14 protein-coding genes are annotated in these 16214 nt (G+C 72.4%); 3 read left to right on the top strand and 11 right to left on the bottom strand.

Translation table 11 applies throughout. The features are described from left to right. Positions 1–37: 37 nt before the first annotated feature. The 10 genes from glcE to N5D62_RS04185 form a co-directional block, all read right to left on the bottom strand. Positions 38–1201 carry a glycolate oxidase subunit GlcE gene (gene glcE / locus N5D62_RS04230; RefSeq protein WP_279756312.1) on the bottom strand — a complete coding sequence of 388 codons (1164 nt, stop codon included), beginning with the start codon at positions 1199–1201 and terminating at the stop codon, positions 38–40. After that, positions 1201–2727, bottom strand: a complete 1527-nt coding sequence (locus N5D62_RS04225; protein ID WP_279756311.1) for an FAD-linked oxidase C-terminal domain-containing protein — start codon at positions 2725–2727, stop codon at positions 1201–1203. The genes glcE and N5D62_RS04225 overlap by 1 nt, the downstream gene beginning before the upstream one ends. Positions 2728–2815: 88 nt before the next feature. After that, positions 2816–3742 carry a hypothetical protein gene (locus N5D62_RS04220; protein WP_279756310.1) on the bottom strand — a complete coding sequence of 309 codons (927 nt, stop codon included), beginning with the start codon at positions 3740–3742 and terminating at the stop codon, positions 2816–2818. After that, a complete protein-coding gene (locus N5D62_RS04215) occupies positions 3742–4881 on the bottom strand; it encodes an FIST N-terminal domain-containing protein (protein ID WP_279756309.1) in 1140 nt (379 codons plus the stop codon). Before N5D62_RS04215 ends, N5D62_RS04220 begins: the two co-directional genes overlap by 1 nt. 28 nt (positions 4882–4909) lie before the next feature. Next, the gene (locus N5D62_RS04210) at positions 4910–5719 is read right to left on the bottom strand and encodes a PhaM family polyhydroxyalkanoate granule multifunctional regulatory protein (protein ID WP_279756308.1); all 810 of its coding nucleotides are present in this window, start codon (positions 5717–5719) and stop codon (positions 4910–4912) included. A gap of 91 nt (positions 5720–5810) precedes the next feature. Further along, positions 5811–6482 carry a MarC family protein gene (locus N5D62_RS04205; protein WP_279756307.1) on the bottom strand — a complete coding sequence of 224 codons (672 nt, stop codon included), beginning with the start codon at positions 6480–6482 and terminating at the stop codon, positions 5811–5813. A 76-nt stretch (positions 6483–6558) separates the two neighbouring features. Continuing rightward, positions 6559–7479, bottom strand: coding sequence for a TraB/GumN family protein (locus N5D62_RS04200; RefSeq protein ID WP_279756306.1), 921 nt, complete (start codon positions 7477–7479; stop codon positions 6559–6561). A 317-nt stretch (positions 7480–7796) separates the two neighbouring features. Beyond that, positions 7797–10115, bottom strand: a complete 2319-nt coding sequence (locus N5D62_RS04195; protein ID WP_279756399.1) for an ATP-binding protein — start codon at positions 10113–10115, stop codon at positions 7797–7799. 282 nt (positions 10116–10397) lie between these two features. Further along, positions 10398–10703 (bottom strand): DUF3567 domain-containing protein, encoded by a 306-nt coding sequence (locus N5D62_RS04190; RefSeq protein ID WP_279756305.1) that lies wholly within the window; start codon positions 10701–10703, stop codon positions 10398–10400. 218 nt (positions 10704–10921) lie between these two features. Further along, complete coding sequence (locus N5D62_RS04185) at positions 10922–11938, bottom strand: hypothetical protein (RefSeq protein WP_279756304.1); 1017 nt, start codon at positions 11936–11938, stop codon at positions 10922–10924. Positions 11939–11981: 43 nt separating this feature from the next. Between N5D62_RS04185 and N5D62_RS04180 the strand changes: the two genes are divergently transcribed. The 3 genes from N5D62_RS04180 (at position 11982) to N5D62_RS04170 (ending at position 14859) form a co-directional block, all read left to right on the top strand. Beyond that, a complete protein-coding gene (locus tag N5D62_RS04180) occupies positions 11982–13055 on the top strand; it encodes a fumarylacetoacetate hydrolase family protein (protein ID WP_279756303.1) in 1074 nt (357 codons plus the stop codon). Then, positions 13036–13713 (top strand): DUF4197 domain-containing protein, encoded by a 678-nt coding sequence (locus tag N5D62_RS04175; RefSeq protein ID WP_279756302.1) that lies wholly within the window; start codon positions 13036–13038, stop codon positions 13711–13713. The genes N5D62_RS04180 and N5D62_RS04175 overlap by 20 nt, the downstream gene beginning before the upstream one ends. A 69-nt stretch (positions 13714–13782) precedes the next feature. Beyond that, positions 13783–14859 carry a homocysteine S-methyltransferase family protein gene (locus tag N5D62_RS04170; RefSeq protein ID WP_279756301.1) on the top strand — a complete coding sequence of 359 codons (1077 nt, stop codon included), beginning with the start codon at positions 13783–13785 and terminating at the stop codon, positions 14857–14859. An 82-nt stretch (positions 14860–14941) separates the two neighbouring features. Here N5D62_RS04170 and N5D62_RS04165 read toward each other — a convergent pair whose 3' ends face one another. Beyond that, complete coding sequence (locus N5D62_RS04165) at positions 14942–16147, bottom strand: hypothetical protein (protein WP_279756300.1); 1206 nt, start codon at positions 16145–16147, stop codon at positions 14942–14944. Positions 16148–16214: the final 67 nt, after the last annotated feature.

Here is a 16214-nt window from a genome sequence, read left to right as displayed (position 1 = left end):
CGGGCTGGCGTTCGGGCGGGCGGTGCGGCGGGGACGGTCAGAGGTCCGGATAGAGCCGGCCGGGATTGAAGATCCCCGCCGGATCGAACTGCCGCTTCAGTTCCCGGTGGATCCGCGTCAGCTGCGGGCCCAGCGGCGAGAAGGCGCCCGCCGACTTGTCGTTCGCGTAGAACAGCGTCGCATGGCCGCCCGCGGCGGCCACCGTCTCGCGCAACTGCGCCGGCGCCATCGGCGTCACGACCCAGCGCTGCGCGCCGCCCCATTCGATCAGCTGCTCGCCGTGCAGCGCCATCGCCGGCGTCGTCGCCGGCACCGCGATGCGCCACATCGCCGCGCCACCGTGCACCGCGCGCCGCGCGCCGAGGAAGAATTCGTCGCTCTGGTCGCGCAGGCCCTGCCAGAACGGCGCGGCCATCGCCTCCGGGATCGCGTCGCCACCGAGCTTGCGCACCGCCGCGGCCACCGCCGCCTCGGCGCCGGACAACCGCACCACCAGCGCGCCGTCCCACCATGCCGTCGCGGACACCGGCAGCGGCTGGCCGCCCCACTGGTTCATCCGCAGCAGCGCGTCGTCCTGGCCGGCCTCGAAGCGAAGCGTCACCGAAGCCACCGGGACCGGCAGCACCTTGACCGTCACCTGCGCGAGGAACCCCAGCACGCCGAGCGCGCCGGCCATCAGCCGCGAGACGTCGTAGCCCGCGACGTTCTTCATCACCGTGCCGCCGAAGTGCAGCAGCTCCCCCTGGCCGTCGAGCATCGACAGGCCCAGCACGTGGTCGCGCACCGCGCCGGCGGTCGCGCGCGCCGGACCCGACAGGCCGGTGGCGACCATGCCGCCGATCGTGCCGGTGCCGCCCGAGGCCGCGCCGACGAAGCGCGGCGGTTCGAAGGCCAGGTGCTGGCCGTGCCGCGCCAGCAGCGCCTCGACCTCCGCCAGCGGCGTGCCGGCCAGCGCGGTCAGGTAGAGCTCGCTGGGCTCGTAGGCCAGCACGCCGCTCAATCCCGCCGACGACAGCACCGGCAACGGCTCGGCCGCGCCCGCGGGCGTCAGCGGTCCGCCATAGAAATCCTTGCTGCCGTGGCCGGCGACGCGCAGCGGCGCGCCCTGCCGGATGCGGTCCTGGATCTCGCGCAGCGCCGCGGCCTGCGTCGCGTCGAGCGCGACGGCCGCCTCGGCCGCGTCCCCTGCTTGCACCGTCATCAGAATCGCTCCAGTTCTGGGAAGGCCAGCGCGCCGCGCTTCACATGCATGCGGCCGTACTCGGCGCAGCGCTGCAGCGTCGGGATCACCTTGCCCGGGTTGAGCAGCCCTTGCGGGTCGAAGGCCCGCTTCAGGGCCAGCATCCGTTCCCGCTCCGCCGGGGAGAACTGGACGCACATGCTGTTGAGCTTCTCCACGCCGACGCCGTGTTCCCCGGTCACCGTGCCGCCCATCGCGACGCTGGTCTCCAGGATGTCCGCGCCGAAACGCTCGCACCGGTGCAGCTGGTCGGGATCGTTCGCGTCGAACAGGATCAGCGGATGCAGGTTGCCGTCGCCGGCGTGGAAGACGTTGGCGCAGCGCAGCGCGTACTTCTTCTCCATCTCCTGGATCGCCAGCAGGATGTCGGCCAGCCGCTTGCGCGGGATCGTCGAGTCCATGCACATGTAGTCCGGGCTGATCCGGCCCGAGGCCGGGAACGCGTTCTTGCGGCCGCTCCAGAAGCGCAGCCGCTGCGCCTCGGTCTCGCTGACCTCCAGCCGCGTCGCGCCGCTGTCGCGCAGCACCGCGCTCATGCGGCCGATCTCTTCCTCGACCTCCTCGGGCGTGCCGTCGCTCTCGCACAGCAGGATGGCCTCGGCCTCGAGGTCGTAGCCGGCGTGCACGAAGTCCTCGACCGCGGCGGTCATCGGCTTGTCCATCATCTCCAGCCCGGCCGGGATGATGCCGGCGGCGATGATCGCGGCCACCGCGTCGCCGGCGCGGCGCAGGTCGTCGAAGCTGGCCATGATGCAGCGCGCCAGCTGCGGCTTGGGCGTCAGCTTGACGACGACCTCGGTCACCACCGCCAGCATGCCCTCGCTGCCGACGACCACGCTCAGCAGGTCCAGCCCGGCGGCGTCCAGCGCCTCGGAGCCGAACTCGACCGGCTCGCCCTCGACCGTGAAGCCGCGCACCTTCAGCACGTTGTGCAGCGTCAGGCCGTACTTCAGGCAGTGCACGCCGCCGGAGTTCTCCGCGACGTTGCCGCCGATCGTGCAGGCGATCTGGCTGCTTGGATCCGGCGCGTAGTACAGGCCGTGGGCGGCGGCGGCCTCGGAGATCGCCAGGTTGCGCACGCCGCACTGCACCCGCGCGGTCCGCGCCAGCGGGTCGATCGCGACGATGCGGTTGAACTTCGCCAGCGCCAGCGTCAGGCCCTCGGCATGCGGCATCGCGCCGCCTGACAACCCGGTCCCCGCGCCGCGCGCCACCACCGGCACGCCCAGCGCATGGCAGGCCCGCAGCACGCCGGCCACCTGCGCCTCGGTCTCCGGCAGCGCCACCGCGAGCGGCCGTTCGCGGTAGGCGGTCAGGCCGTCGCATTCATAGGGCCGCGTCTGTTCGTCCTGCCACAGCAGCGCATGCGCCGGCAGCTCCGCCCGCAGGGCCTGGACCAGCTGCGCGCGGCGTCCGGCGCGGAACTCGGCCAGCGCGGCGGCCTGAGCGCCGGACGGCTCGTGGGTGGAAGGGAGGACGGCGGTCATGGCGTCGAACTGTAGCCGCGCGCGCTGACCGCGGCCTGAACCGCGCGCGGGCCGGCGGGGGAGGGATTCCCCGCCTCCGGGGGAGTGCTCATCGGGCGCCGGGCAGCGGCCACCACAGGGCCTTGCGCTCCAGCGGCGTGGCCGCCGGCAGCAGCGGATTGCGCAGCCGCAGCACGCGGCGCTGGTCGACGCGGTGCCGCTTCACCAGGTCGCCGAAGAGCTGCCGCGACAGCCGCTCGAAGGTACCGTCGGCCACCAGCGCCTCCATCCCGCGCGCCAGGTCCGCGGCGAGCCGCGGCCGGCCGGGACGCACGAACATGTAGAGCGCCGCCGGGTAGTGCAGCAGCAGGTGGGGATCGATGATCAGGTCCTGGTCGGCGAAGCTGGTCAGTTCGGCGTCGATCTCGAAGATCGAGCGCGGGAAGTAGTCGAACCGCCCCTGCGACAGCATCTGGAACAGGCCCTGGTAATGCGTGCTGACCTGCACCGGCAGCCCGTTGGCGCGCAGCACCGCGGTGTCGGGCCAGTCGTGCATCTGGCCGGCGATCAGCCGGGCCAGGTCGCGCAGCTCGCGCACGTCGCGCAGGCGGTCGCGGTCGGCGGCCCGCGTCAGGCACAGCCGCCAGCCGATCAGCCCGCGGTCCAGCGGCACCCGGATCGGCAGCAAGGTCTTCTCGCGCTGCGGGTCGGTCATCGTCCAGAAGACGTCGACGCCGGGTTCGTTGCTGGCCATCTCCAGCAGCGCCCGGCTCTGCACCATCTCCGACTGGGTCTGGACCAGCGCGTAGCGCGCGCCGCTGCGCTGCAGCGCCGCATGCAGCAGGCTGATGAAGTAGTCGACCTGCCTGTCCTGCTGCGGCAGGTGGCGCGGATACACGACCGTCGTCGGCTCGGGCGGCAGGACGGCGGACGTCGACGGGGGGCGCGCCGCCCGGGCCACGCCGGGCAGGCCGGGGAGGGCGCTGGCGAGGGTGAGGGCCGCGCCGGCCTGCAGCAGCTCGCGACGCGCCGGCATCAGGATTCCAGGAACACTGTCAGCACGCCGGTATAGCCATGCAGCCGCGCATGCGCGATCTCGCCGTTGGCGAAGAAACCGGCCAGCGGCACCTCGCCCAGCGCGTGCTGCACCCACTGCAGTTCGGCCGACGGCGCGCCGAAGTGCGGACCGCCCCGGCCGGTGCAGCTGAAATACAGCGCGCCGGCCATGCGGGCGCCGCGTTCCTCGGCCTCGGCGCGGATCTCGGTGCAGATGCGGACCAGGTCGCGCCGCGCCGCGTCGGGATGGCGCTCGCAGAAGCTCAGCAGCTCGCCTTCGCGCAACTGTTCGGCCACCGCGATGCCGCGCCGGCCCGGATCCAGGCCGACCAGGTGACGCACGCGCACCTCGGGCCCGTACTCGCGGCGCGCGCCGGGTTCGTCGTTCAGGCCGACCAGCGTGCGCCGGAACAGCGGCATCGCCTGGCGCAGCGAGCCGGATTCGCCGGTGTAGGCGGGCAGCTTCAGGTCCTCGAGCAACGCGTCCAGAGCCGGCTGGCCGTCGAGCTCGGTGACGAGCGGGCCGTCGCAGGCGGTGACGCGGCGCTCGCGGCCCAGCGGCTGGCAGCCCTGGCTGACGCGCGAGATCCAGCGCACGTCCGGGCCGAGCGCCAGGCCGGACAGGCCGCCCTCGAACACGCCGTCGGCGATCTGCACCGCGTCGTCGCCGCCGCTGACCAGGCCGCCGAACAGGTAGCCGCTGCTGCAGCGCTGGGCGAGCTCGGCGATCAGGTCCTGCAGGTCGGGCGTGGCGCCGTCGGCCTGCAGCAGCAGGCTGCGGGCCTCGCGGTCGGACGACAGCGGGCGCACGCCCGAGAAGACCTGCCACTGGTGCGCGGGCAGGTCGCACAGCATGACGACCAGCGCGGGCTCGTCGAAGTACTCGACGCCGCTGGCGCTGATCGCCAGCGCCGACGCGCCGACCCAGCCGCAACCGGGCCAGCGCTGGCGGACCTCGTCCAGCAGCGCCTGCGCCTGCGGCACATACGGATGCGTGAGGTAGAGGAACCCCAGCGTGGGCGTCATGCCGTCGCGCTGGCCTTCCAGCTGCGCGCCGACGAGCGCCAGCGCCATGTGGGGATCGGGATGGGTGGCGTGAGCCTGGATGAAGCGAGGCATGGACGGCCCTCGGGGGCAGGCGGGAGGCTCAGGGGGTCTTGCGGCGGGCTGCGGTCTTGCGCGCCGGCGCCGCCTTGGCGGCCGGCTTCGGCGCGGGCTTCCCGGTCTTGGCGGCCCGCTTGGCCGCCGCCGGCGCGGGATCGGACTTGGCCGAGGGTCTCGCCGCGCCGGTGGCTGCCGCCGTGGCATTCGCCGCCGCCGTCGTGGCCGCGGTGGCGGTGGTCTGCGCCGTCTTCATCGCGTTGGCCGCCACCTGCGTGAATTGTTGCGTCAGCGCGTTCCACCACTGCATCGGATCGGCGCCGGCGGGCCGGGGGCCGGCGTCCGCGGGCTTGTCCGCGCCAGGCGCGGCGGTCCGGGCCTCGGTGGACCTGGCGGCCGCGTCGGCGGCCCGGTCCCGCGAGTCCTGCCCGTCCCGGGCTTGGTCCCGCGCGCCTGGCGCTTTGGACGAGGGCCCGGACGCGGAGGAAGGCGAAGGCGAAGGCGAGGGCGGCGCGGAGGTCGACGTGGACGCCGGCGCCGGTGGCGAGGGCCAGCCCGCGGTCGGCGTCTTCAGGACCTCCTTGAGGTCGGCCATCGGCACGTTCATCGCGTGCAGCGTGGACAGCGTCATCCGCTGCACTTCCAGCGCCTGGATGGTCGCGGCCAGCATGCGGGCGTTCTGCTCGAGCCAGAACTGCACGGTGCGCAGCTCGTCGATGCGCTTGTCCAGTTCCTGCGGGTCCAGCGTTGGCGCGACCCACTGGGTGAAGCCCGGGATCGCCGCGCCGGCGTTCTTCATGAGCCCTTGCAGGAAGTCGAAGCCGGGAACGAATCTGCTGAAGTCGGTGTCCGCCATGGTGTCTCCTCGGTGTGCCGCGGGCGGCGCGTGGGGCCCTGCCCCACGGGCGGCCGCGGGGTCTCGATCCTACGTCCGGGCGGTGACGGGTTCAGGTCGGGATGTGGTTGAGGTCGGCCCAGCCGGTCCACAGGATCTGGATGCCGATGCACAGCAGCACGAAGGCCATCAGCCGCATCATGACCAGCGTGCCCACCTCGCCCATGCGCATCAGCAGCCGGCCGCCGTTGCGGTAGACCAGGTAGACGACGGCGGCGGTGATCGCCGCGCCGATCGCCGCGATGCCGGCGCCCATCACGTAGGGGACCGGCGATCTGGGGATCTGCGCGCCCAGCGCGATCGCCGCGGCGATGGAGCCCGGGCCGGTGGTCAGCGGGAAGGTGATCGGGAAGAAGCTGCGGCGCACGATCTCGGTCTCGCTGATGTCGCCGGTGGACGAGTGCACGACGGCGGTCTGCACGTCGTCGGTCTCGTTGCGGGTCAGCATCACCCAGGCGCTGTAGGCCACCAGCAGGCCGCCGCCCACGCGCACCACCGGCAGCGAGATGCCGAACAGGTCCAGCACGTAGGTGCCCACCAGCAGCGACACCATGATCACCACCCAGCCGTTGATCGCGACCTGGCGCGACAGCCGCTTGAGGACCTTGTCGTCGCCGCCGGCCGCGCCGATGACGATCGGGGCGACGCCCACCGGGTTGATGATCGGCAGCAGCGTCAGCGGCACCAGGAACAGCGATTGGAGGAAGGACGGCAGGGGGTCCAAGATGCGGGACTCCGGAGGAGGGGGAACGGGAAGGACGGACGCCGGATCGGCGGCGGCTCAGTGTGCCGCATCTGGCCTATCGCGTTCCCGATCTCGGCATCAGGGTTACCTCGAAGCCACGCGCCTTGAGCAGCGCCTGCAACGCCTGCGGGCCGGTCATGTGCATCGCGCCGACGGCCACCAGCAGCGACTGGCCGCGCTGGTGCAGTTCCGAGATGCGATCGGCCAGCGCCGGATTGCGGCCGTCGTTGATCCGCTGCAACGCGGCGCGGTCGGCGGCGTCGGTCACGCAGTCGCACCACTCGGTGTAGCGGTTCAGCCGGGCGAGGTCGCCGCGGTCGTACACCGCGACCATCGCGTCCAGCGTGCGCAGCAGCGACTTCGGCCGCTCGAGCTGTCGCAGGTTGGACCGCAGTTCATGGCGCGCGGCTTCGGCGTCGGCCGGCAACAGCGCCTCGAGCTGGCCCTGCAGCGTCTCCAGCGCCAGCACCGGCAGGCCGCGGTCGCGGGCCCACTGGCTCAGCAGCACCTCCTGGCCGTAGCGCACGTCGAGCCCCAGCAAACGCGCGCGCAAGAGCATGTAGGTGCTGGTCTGCAGCAGCGGATGCATCGCGGCGAAGGCCTGCGGGTCGGCGCAGACGGCGGCGGCCTGGGCGTCCAGCCGCTGGCGCATCGAGGCGTCCAGCGGAAGCTCCGGCATCGGCGGCATCTTCCAGGCGTCGCGGTCCAGCGGGTCGAGCTCCAGCGCCACCGCGTCGACCGCGTCCAGCGCCTGGCGCAGCCGCGGGCCCGGCGCGGCCCAGGTCGGCCGGCCGACATGCAGGCTCGCGTACAGGTAGGAGGTGCGGCCGTCGCGCCGCAGCGTCCACATCAGGCCGCGGTCCTTCGCCTGCGCGGCGAGGCGTTCGGCCGACAGCGGCGCGGGCTCGGGCGGGCACGACGGCCTGGTCGGCGCGGCCTGCGCTGCCGGGGCTGCCAGGCCGGACAGCAGCGCCAACAGCGCGAGCCAGGCAGACCGCCCGGACGGGCGGCGGGTCCCCGCGGCCCGCGCGCGGGACCGGCGCGGAAGCCGGCCGTTGGCGAGCAGGCCGACGAGTGAGTCGACAAGCGGGCCGGCGAGTGAAGCGGCGAGTGGGCGGGCGAGGAAACGGGACAGGGACGCGATCAGCATGGCCGGCACGATGCCATAGAACATGGCCGGCCCGAGGCAAACGGGGGACCCGCTGGAGAGGGGAGCGGTGGGGGGCCTTGGGAGGGATGCGTCGGGGAACGCGTCGGGAGACGCGTTGGGGACGTCGGGGGGCGGGCGCGGGGTCAGGCCTCGCCGGCGCGGAAGCCCATCGGCCGGCGTTGGCGCACTTCGGGCTTCACGCGATGCTCGGCCTCGAGCAGCGTCATGAATTCGTCCGGCGACAGCGCCTCGCCGAGGATCTCCGCCTGCTGCCGCACCGCGGAGAAATCGCCCAGCGTCAGCGCGTCCAACGCGCCGAGCCGATCGGCGTGGCCCGGCTGGGGCGGCACGCCGAGCTCGCGCTCGAACATCGTCAGCCGCTGGTCCGGCCGCAGCGGCTTGAAGCGGATCTTGAAGCCGAAGCGCCGCAACGCCGCCTCGTCGAGATCGTCGAACGCGTTGGTCGTGCAGATGAACAGGCCGGCGAAACGCTCCATGCCGGCCAGCATCTCGTTGACCTCGCTGACCTCGTAATGGCGCTCCGCCATCCGGCGGCTGCGCAGGAAGCTGTCGGCCTCGTCGAGCAGCAGCACCGCGCCTTCGGCGGCGGCGGCCTCGAACATGCGGGCCATGTTCTGTTCGGTCTCGCCGACGTACTTGGACATCAGGTCGCTGGCCAGCCGCACCATCAGCGGCCGTTGCAGTTCGGAGGCGATGTGCTCGGCCAGCGCGGTCTTGCCGCTGCCGGGCGGGCCGTGGAAGCACAGCGTGCCCATGCCGCGGCGGCGCAGCGCCTCGATCAGCCGGGGCAGCGCGAAGCGGCATTCGCAGTGGATCAGGTCGAGCGAGTAACGCGGCGCCGCGGGCCGCGTGGGCGGCGCGGCGTCGCCCTGGCCGAGCGCCTTGTCCGCATGCAGCAGTTGCCGGCTGACGAGCCGCTCGTTCGCGTCGGCATCGGCCGCGCCGCCGGCGGGGCCCTCGCCGCCGGCCAGCCGCGCGAAGCGCACCGCGGTGCGGACCTGCGCCGGCGTCAGGCCGCGGCGCTCGGACAGGCGTTCGGCGAAGCCCTCGGGCACCGGCAGGTCCTCGAGCGCCTTGCGCACCAGTCCCAGGCGGGCGCCCGGCGGCGGGGACTTCAGTTCCAGGTGGTACTGGAAGCGCCGCCGGAACGCGGGGTCGATGTGCTCGATGCGGTTGGTGATCCAGAGCACCGGGACCGGGTTGCTCTCCAGGATCTGGTTGACCCAGGCCTTGCCGTTGACCGACATCGGCGCGGGCATCTCCAGCGCCGCGTCCAGCCGCGCCATCAGGTGGGCCGCGTCGCCGCTCAGGTGCGGGAACACGTCCTCGACCTCGTCGAACAGCAGCGCCACGTCGCGGCTCGCCTTCAGGAACACCTGGCTGATCTGCAGCGAGCGATAGCGGTCGCGGCCGGTCAGCGCGTTGCCGTCGCGGTCGGCGTACTCGACCTCGTACAGCGACAGGCCGGCGTCGCGCGCGGCGACCTTGGCCAGTTCCGTCTTGCCGGTGCCCGGCGGGCCGTAGATCAGCACGTTCACGCCGGCCTGGCCCTGCGCGACCGCGTTGCGCAGCAGGGTCGCGACGATCGCCAGGTCTTCGGCGATGAAGTCGAAGTCCGCGCGCTGCAGCGGGCTGGGCGTCACCGGGCGCGTGAACACCGCCATCAGGTCCTGCGGGCCGTCATAGGCGCGCATCAGCACGGGCGGCAACTGCTCGCTGACCTTCATCAGGTCGGAGAGGTCGGTGATGTTGTGCTCGGCGATCAGGTTCTCGATCATGCCGACGCGCTCGAGCCGCGAGCCGGCGCGCAACGCGTCGGCGACCTCGTGCGCGTCGACGCCGGCGACTTCCGCGATCGCGGCGAAGGCTTCCTGCGCGGTGTTGACCTTGAACTCGACGAGCGCGCCGCGCAACTCGCGCTGGTAGCGGGCCAGCGTGCCGTAGAGCAGCAGCGCGCGCTCCGCGGCATTCAGTTGGAGCAGGCGCCCGAGCACGTCGATGTTCTGCTCGACCAGCGTCGACTGGCGCTGCAGCTGGCGGTCGAGCGCTTCGCAGGTGCAGGAGAGCAGGGCGAGGAGGTCCTTGGGGGCGTCCTTGATGTATTCGTCGAGGTAGAAGAACAGCGTGGCTTCGGCGAACGGGCCGCGCCAGATGCCGTGGCGCGCGAGGAAGGCGGTGTCGCCGAGGCGTTCATGGCCGGCCCAGAGGGCGTGGCCTTCGCAGCGTCGCGCGAGGTAGGCGCGCAGGCGCGCCAGGACTTGTGGTGGCCAGACGAGATGGCGGGCGGTCAGCGCGAGCAGGCCGCTGAGGTCGCGACGCGGGTTGAAGCGATTGGCGTGGCGGACCGTGAGCGTGAGCACGAAGTGCGAGCACATGCGGTCGAGCACCGGGCTGTCGGACAAGCCTGGTGAGACCAGTGGAGGCTGCGCGCGCTTGCCCATGGTGGTGCGGGGGGTGGGGAGGCGCACTGCTGGGCGCGGTGCGTGGCGCACGATCTTGGCGCAGTGCCTGTCCCTCGACAAGTCCCTTCCCCCGCACGCGCGGGAATGGGGACGGAGCGAGCCCCGGCCGCCGGCGGAGACGGCTTGTGGACTGACCAGGCGCGTTCTGTTTGAGGGTAGCGAGCCGAAGGCGAGCGGCCCGAGTTGAGCGCCGAGGCCGTCTCCGCCGGCGGCCGGGGCTCGCTCCGTCCGGCTCGGTCGAGCCAGGACGGGAGAGGCCGATCAATGCATGATGACTGGCTGCTGACCCAGATTGGCGTACTGCGCGATGAATGCGTCGAGGTCGTCGACGTCGGGTCCTTGCTCGATGAGCGCCTCGACCCCTTCCTGGAAGGTTTGCGCGAGGGCGCCTTCGATGAAGATTTCCTTGCGGGTGAACTTGTCGACGATCTCGAACCCGTCGCGCTGGAGCGCGGGGACGTCTTCGCGGTCTGCCTGGACGGCATGGGCGGCGTCGCCGGGTGACAGGGCGACCGGCACATCGAACTGGACGACGATGTAGCTCGGTGAGTCGTAGAGCATGTGCATGAAGGACTCCTTTGCTGAGGAGTTATGGCCTGACGCGGTGGATTCAAGACCCCTCGCTCCCAACCAGGCCATGACCCCATGGTGGCAGAACTTGCCGGACCGGATTCATGGTGTTCCCAGCATTTGTGGTGCCAACCGCACAAGGTTTCACGGATTCGCGGATCGTCACGCGTGCGGGGACGCCGTCGCATGGCGGACATGCCAGCGTGTTCGTGGGGTCAATCGAGCAATCGGAGCGCCCATTGCTCCTCGTCGTCGAGGCTGAAGCGCAGTTCGACGGGGAGGAAGCCGCGCTGGCGGTCCAGCCAGGCGGACCATTGCAGCGCGGGGCGCCCTGGGCCGCGCGACCAGTGGCGCCGCAGCAGCCAGCGGTCGCCGTCGCGTTCGGCGACCTCGAAGTCCCAGTCGTGCACGCCGGCGGGGCCGGCGACGGGCAGGCGCAGCCGCAGGCCGATGTGGGGGTCGGGTTCGGCGGCCATCAGGGCGGACAGTTGCAGCCACCAGGACAGCCGGTCCTGGGTGCCGGCCGGCAACGGGAAGGCGCGTGCGCCTACAAGCAATGCCGGCGGGGCGGAAGTCCGGTCGAAGACCAGCCGCTCGCGTTCGCGGTCGCGGCGGGTCACGCGATGTCGTTCCGGCTGCAAACCTTGCGCGCCGACGAGGCCGTCGCTGTGCCAGGCCGGCAGCGCGCGGTCGCCGGCGCGGCGCTCGAGCGTGAGTTCGTAGCGGCCGTCGTCGATGCGGAAGCGCAGCGTCGCCTCGCCGGGCCGGCCGTCGATGACGAACGCATAGGCGAGGGTGCCTTCGCCTTGCAGCGGCAGCGCGAGCAGGGGTGGCGCGGGGCGGGTCTCGGGCGTCGCGCGCGGGATCGGCCCGGCCGGGGCAGGGGATGCTGTTTTCGAAGGCGGATGGGCCGACGCGTCGGCTCGCGAATCGACCGGCCGATCGATCGCCGGAGCGATCGCTGGATCAACCGATTCCGCGCGGGCGGTCCGGTCGACGGTGCGGCGGTCCGCGACCGGCGTGGGGCGTGGCATCGCCGACACCGGGATCGCGCGAGCCTGGGACGGCAGTGCCGGCAGGGTAGCCGTCGCGGCGACGAGCCGTGCCGTCACTGCCGGCGCGTCGACGGCGCGCGGCGCCGGCCGGTGACGCAGCAGGCCGATCGCCCAGCCATGCAACGCCAGCGCGAGCACCAGCGCCGTGGCGATCGCGATCCGATCCTGGGGCGACAATGCCGCCACCGCTCGCCCGACGAATGACTGTCCGATCACAACGATGAAACTCGCTACCTACCGCGACGGGTCCCGCGACGGCCAATTGGTGGTCGTGTCCAAGGACCTGAGCCAGGCATGCTATGCCAACGGCATCGCGACGCGCCTGCAGCAGGTGCTGGACGACTGGAACTTCATGGCGCCGCAGCTCGAGACGCTGTCGCTGTCGCTGAACCAGGGCCGCGCGCGGCACGCGTTCGCCTTCGATCCGAAGCAGTGCCTCGCGCCGCTGCCGAGGCTGGCGGGCTGGATCGCCGGCGAGGCCTATCCCGACCAGGGCCAGGCGTTGCGCGAGCGCGGCCTGGCCTGGCCCGAGCGGCTGAGCGCGCCGTTGCTGCGCGCCGGCGGCGCGGAATCGCTGCTGGGCCCGTCCGAGTTGCTCGACCTGCGCGCCCCGGGCCTGGAGCCCGAACCGCAGCTCGCCGTCCTCACCGGCGACCTGGCGCAGGGCGCGGTGCCGTCGCAGGCGCTGGAATCGGTCCGCCTGCTGCTGCTGGTCAGCGACTGGGTGCTGCGGCCCGTGCAGCAGGAGGAACTCGCCAACGGCTGGCCGGCCCTGCACAGCCGCCCGGCGCTGCAGTTCGCGCCGGTCGCGGTGACGCCGGACGAGTTGCCGGGCGCCTGGTACCTCGGCCGCGCCGCGCTGCAGCTGCAGGTGATGCGCAACGGCCGCAAGCAGGCGGTCGTCGACGCGAAGACCGGCATGCAGTGGTCCTTCGGCGACCTGCTGGCCGAGGCGGTCCGCAACCGGCCGCTGCGCGCCGGCACGCTGGTGGGCGCGGGCTCGCCGGCGCTGGGCCGGACGATCGCGCTGGAGGCGGGCGACAGCCTGCGCATCGAATTCAAGCTCGGCGACGGCCCCGGACCGTTCGGCGCCATCGACATGGACCTCGCCGAGTCGGAAGATGCGGCCTCCGCCGAGGCCGCCCCGGACGACGACGCGCCGCTGCTCGACGACGATGGCGACGGCGCCGCGCAGGCCTCGGCGCCCGATGCATCCAAGACATCCGAGACGGCCGGCGTCGACGCCCCGGCCCCCGTTCAAGAAGGAGACACCGATGAACCTGCTTCGCCGTGACCTGATCGCCCTGCTGGGCGCCGGATGCGCCTCGCCCTGGGCGATGGCGCTGAGCCTGAGCGAGGGCGACGCCGCCTCCGGCGTGCGGGCGGCCCTGGAGCGCGGCGCGCAGGCGGCGCTCGCGAACCTGGGGCGCACCGACGGCTTCCTCGGCAACCCGCAGGTGAAGATCGAGCTGCCCGGCGCGCTCAAGGACGCCGCGCGGCTGCTGCGCACCACCGGCCAGGGCAAGCGCATCGACGACCTGATCACCTCGATGAACCGCGCCGCCGAGCAGGCGATGCCCGAGGCGCGCCAGCTGCTGGTCAGCACGGTGCGCAACATCAGCGTCGAGGACGCGGTGCGGATCGTGCGCGGCGGCGACAACGCGGTGACGCAGTTCTTCGAGGACAAGACCCGCTCGCCGCTGACCACCAAGTTCCTGCCGATCGTGACCAAGGCGACCGAGCGCCAGTCGCTCAGCGAGAAGTACAACGCCGTCGCCGGCAAGGCCTCGGGCTTCGGCCTGATCCGCAAGGAGGACGCCAACCTGCAGTCCTACGTCACCGACAAGGCGCTGGACGGGCTGTATTTCATGATCGGCCAGGAGGAGAAGAAGATCCGCCAGGACCCGGTCGGCACCGGCAGCGCGATCCTGAAGAAGGTCTTCGGCGGCTGAGCGCGCGGCCCGGGCGGCAAGAACGCCGGCGCCGCGCGATGGCTTGACGCGTTTCCTACAATCGGGGCCATGAACGCCCCGACTTCCGCCCGTCCCGCCGTCGCCTACACCCGCGGCGCCGCCTTGCCCGACATCCTGGCGCGGCGCATCGCCGTCCTGGACGGCGCGATGGGCACGATGATCCAGCGCTACAAGCTGACCGAGGCCGACTTCCGCGGCACGCGCTTCGCCGATCACCCCAAGGATCTGAAGGGCAACAACGACCTGCTGGTGCTGACCAAGCCCGAGGTCATCGGCGAGATCCACCGGCAGTACCTGGAGGCCGGCGCCGACATCATCGAGACCAACACCTTCGGCACGACCACCGTCGCGCAGGAGGACTACGGGCTCCAGGACTACGCCTACGAGATGAACGTCGCCGCCGCGCGCCTCGCCCGCGAGGCCTGCGACGCGTACAGCACGCCGGACAAGCCGCGCTTCGCGGCCGGCGCGCTCGGCCCGACGCCGCGCACCGCGTCGATCAGCCCGGACGTCAACGACCCGGGCGCCCGCAACGTCGACTTCGACACGCTGCGCGCCGCCTACTACGACCAGGCCAAGGCGATGCTCGAGGGCGGCGTCGACCTGTTCCTGATCGAGACGATCTTCGACACGCTGAACGCCAAGGCGGCGATCTTCGCGGTCGACGAGCTGATGGAGGACACCGGCGAGCGGCTGCCGGTGATCATCTCCGGCACGGTGACCGACGCCTCGGGCCGCATCCTGTCGGGCCAGACGGTGACGGCGTTCTGGCACTCGGTGCGGCATGCGCGGCCGATCGCGGTCGGGTTGAACTGCGCGCTGGGCGCGGCGCTGATGCGGCCCTACATCGAGGAACTCTCGAAGGCCGCCGAGGACACGCCGATCTCCTGCTACCCGAACGCCGGCCTGCCCAACCCGATGAGCGAAACCGGCTTCGACGAGACGCCGGATGTCACCGGCCGGCTGGTGGGCGAGTTCGCCGCCGCCGGGTTCCTGAACATCGCCGGCGGCTGCTGCGGCACGACGCCCGATCACATCCGGGCGATCGCGCAGAAGGTCTCGGCCTACCAGCCGCGCCGCTGGGGCAGCAAGCTGTTCAGCGAGCTGGTGGCCGAGGAGGCCTGAAGCCTCTTTCCCTGAAGCCTCTTCTCCCGAGGCTGCTTCCCCCTGAGGCCGCTTCTCCTGAGGCCCTCGGCCTCCATGCCCTTCAGTAGAGCTTGAGCATCGCGTCCATGTGGATCCGCAGGCGAACCTCATGCGGCGCGAGGCTGGCGGTGATGGCATGCGCCGGCAGCCGCGCGTCGCGCAGCACCGGCACCGTCAGCGGCGTGCCGCTGCGCCCGACCAGCGACGCCACCAGCGGCTCGTTGGCGCTGTGGCCGCGCTTGAGCACCATGCCTTCCTCGCCGTTGGCCAGACGCGCCAGCGATCCCGGCGGGTACAGGCCGATCGCCTTGATCAGCGCGGCGCCGGCCTCGTCGGGCTGCTGCAGTTCGTCCAGGTAGACCGCGCGCGCCGCCTGCGCCGCGGACAGCGCCCGGCGATTGCGCCGCGGGCTCAGCCGCGCGCCGTAGACGTCGATGCGGCGCAGCAGCCGCGCCATCAACTCGCCATCGGCGCGGCCGGTCAGCGGACCGGGGCCGGCGTCGTGATGCAGCCGCACGGCGGCCAGCCAGGACTCGTCCTCGACGCCGATCTCCCGCAGCGTCGCCGCCGCGCGGTCGCCATGGCCGGCGAGCTGCTCGCGCTGCGCGTCGCCCAGCGCCTCCGAACGCAGCGCGTGCTGGTCCTGCTGCGCGCCGCTGTCCAGGTTCATCGTCAGCGCCGCCAGGCCGAGCGCGCGGCGCCGGCCCTCGCCCCAGCCGAGCTGGCGGGTCGTCATCTCGGCCAGCACCAGCGACAGCAGCGCATGCCGCGCGCTGTAGTGCAGCGGCTCCTGGCCGGCGTCGTGGATCAGCATCGCCAGCGACGCGTCGGGCTGCTGCGTCAGCCGCGACAGCACCGTGTCCAGCAGCTGCGTCAGCCGCAGCAGGAAGTCCGGCCGCCGCGGATCGCGCAGCACCTGCTGCGCATGCCATTGCAGGTCGGCCCAGATGGCGGCGTGCGCCGGCCCCGCCTGCGCGGGCAGCGGCATCGGGCGGGTGGGCTTGTATTCGGCCTTGGCCGCGGCCAGCGCCGACAGCGAGGCGCCCTGCAGCATCATCGTGTCGAGCTTGTGGGCCAGCGCGCGCTGGTACTCGCGGGTCTCGTGCGCCTGCACCCAGGGGCCGCGCGCGATCAGCTCGCGCACCTGCGGCGTGTCGGGCAGCGGATGGCCGGCGGCGAACAGCAGATGGCCCGCCGCGTCGCGCAGCGAGAACGTCAGCACCTGTCCCACGCGCAGGCTGTTGGAAGGAAGCTGGACCAATTCCACGTGGTCTTCCCGTTGTCGTTGTTTGCGCGCGAGCATAGGCGCGCACGCGGTGTCGCCGGGCTTTCCG

The sequence above is a fragment of the Mitsuaria sp. GD03876 genome (genome assembly GCF_029840635.1).
Classification (GTDB): Bacteria; Pseudomonadota; Gammaproteobacteria; order Burkholderiales; family Burkholderiaceae_C; genus Roseateles.
The sequence above is the reverse complement of the archived record's forward strand: the minus strand, read 5'-3'. Positions and strand labels throughout refer to the sequence as shown.

Bases quoted from the DNA above. Each gene is read 5' to 3' on its own strand.
- N5D62_RS04225 (WP_279756311.1), bottom strand. From the start codon at position 2,727: ATGACCGCCGTCCTCCCTTCCACCCACGAGCCGTCCGGCGCTCAGGCC.
- N5D62_RS04170 (WP_279756301.1), top strand. From the start codon at position 13,783: ATGAACGCCCCGACTTCCGCCCGTCCCGCCGTCGCCTACACCCGCGGC.
- N5D62_RS04215 (WP_279756309.1), bottom strand. From the start codon at position 4,881: ATGCCTCGCTTCATCCAGGCTCACGCCACCCATCCCGATCCCCACATG.
- N5D62_RS04180 (WP_279756303.1), top strand. From the start codon at position 11,982: ATGAAACTCGCTACCTACCGCGACGGGTCCCGCGACGGCCAATTGGTG.
- N5D62_RS04195 (WP_279756399.1), bottom strand. From the start codon at position 10,115: ATGGGCAAGCGCGCGCAGCCTCCACTGGTCTCACCAGGCTTGTCCGAC.
- N5D62_RS04175 (WP_279756302.1), top strand. From the start codon at position 13,036: ATGAACCTGCTTCGCCGTGACCTGATCGCCCTGCTGGGCGCCGGATGC.
- glcE (WP_279756312.1), bottom strand. From the start codon at position 1,201: ATGACGGTGCAAGCAGGGGACGCGGCCGAGGCGGCCGTCGCGCTCGAC.
- N5D62_RS04190 (WP_279756305.1), bottom strand. From the start codon at position 10,703: ATGCACATGCTCTACGACTCACCGAGCTACATCGTCGTCCAGTTCGAT.
- N5D62_RS04220 (WP_279756310.1), bottom strand. From the start codon at position 3,742: ATGCCGGCGCGTCGCGAGCTGCTGCAGGCCGGCGCGGCCCTCACCCTC.
- N5D62_RS04210 (WP_279756308.1), bottom strand. From the start codon at position 5,719: ATGGCGGACACCGACTTCAGCAGATTCGTTCCCGGCTTCGACTTCCTG.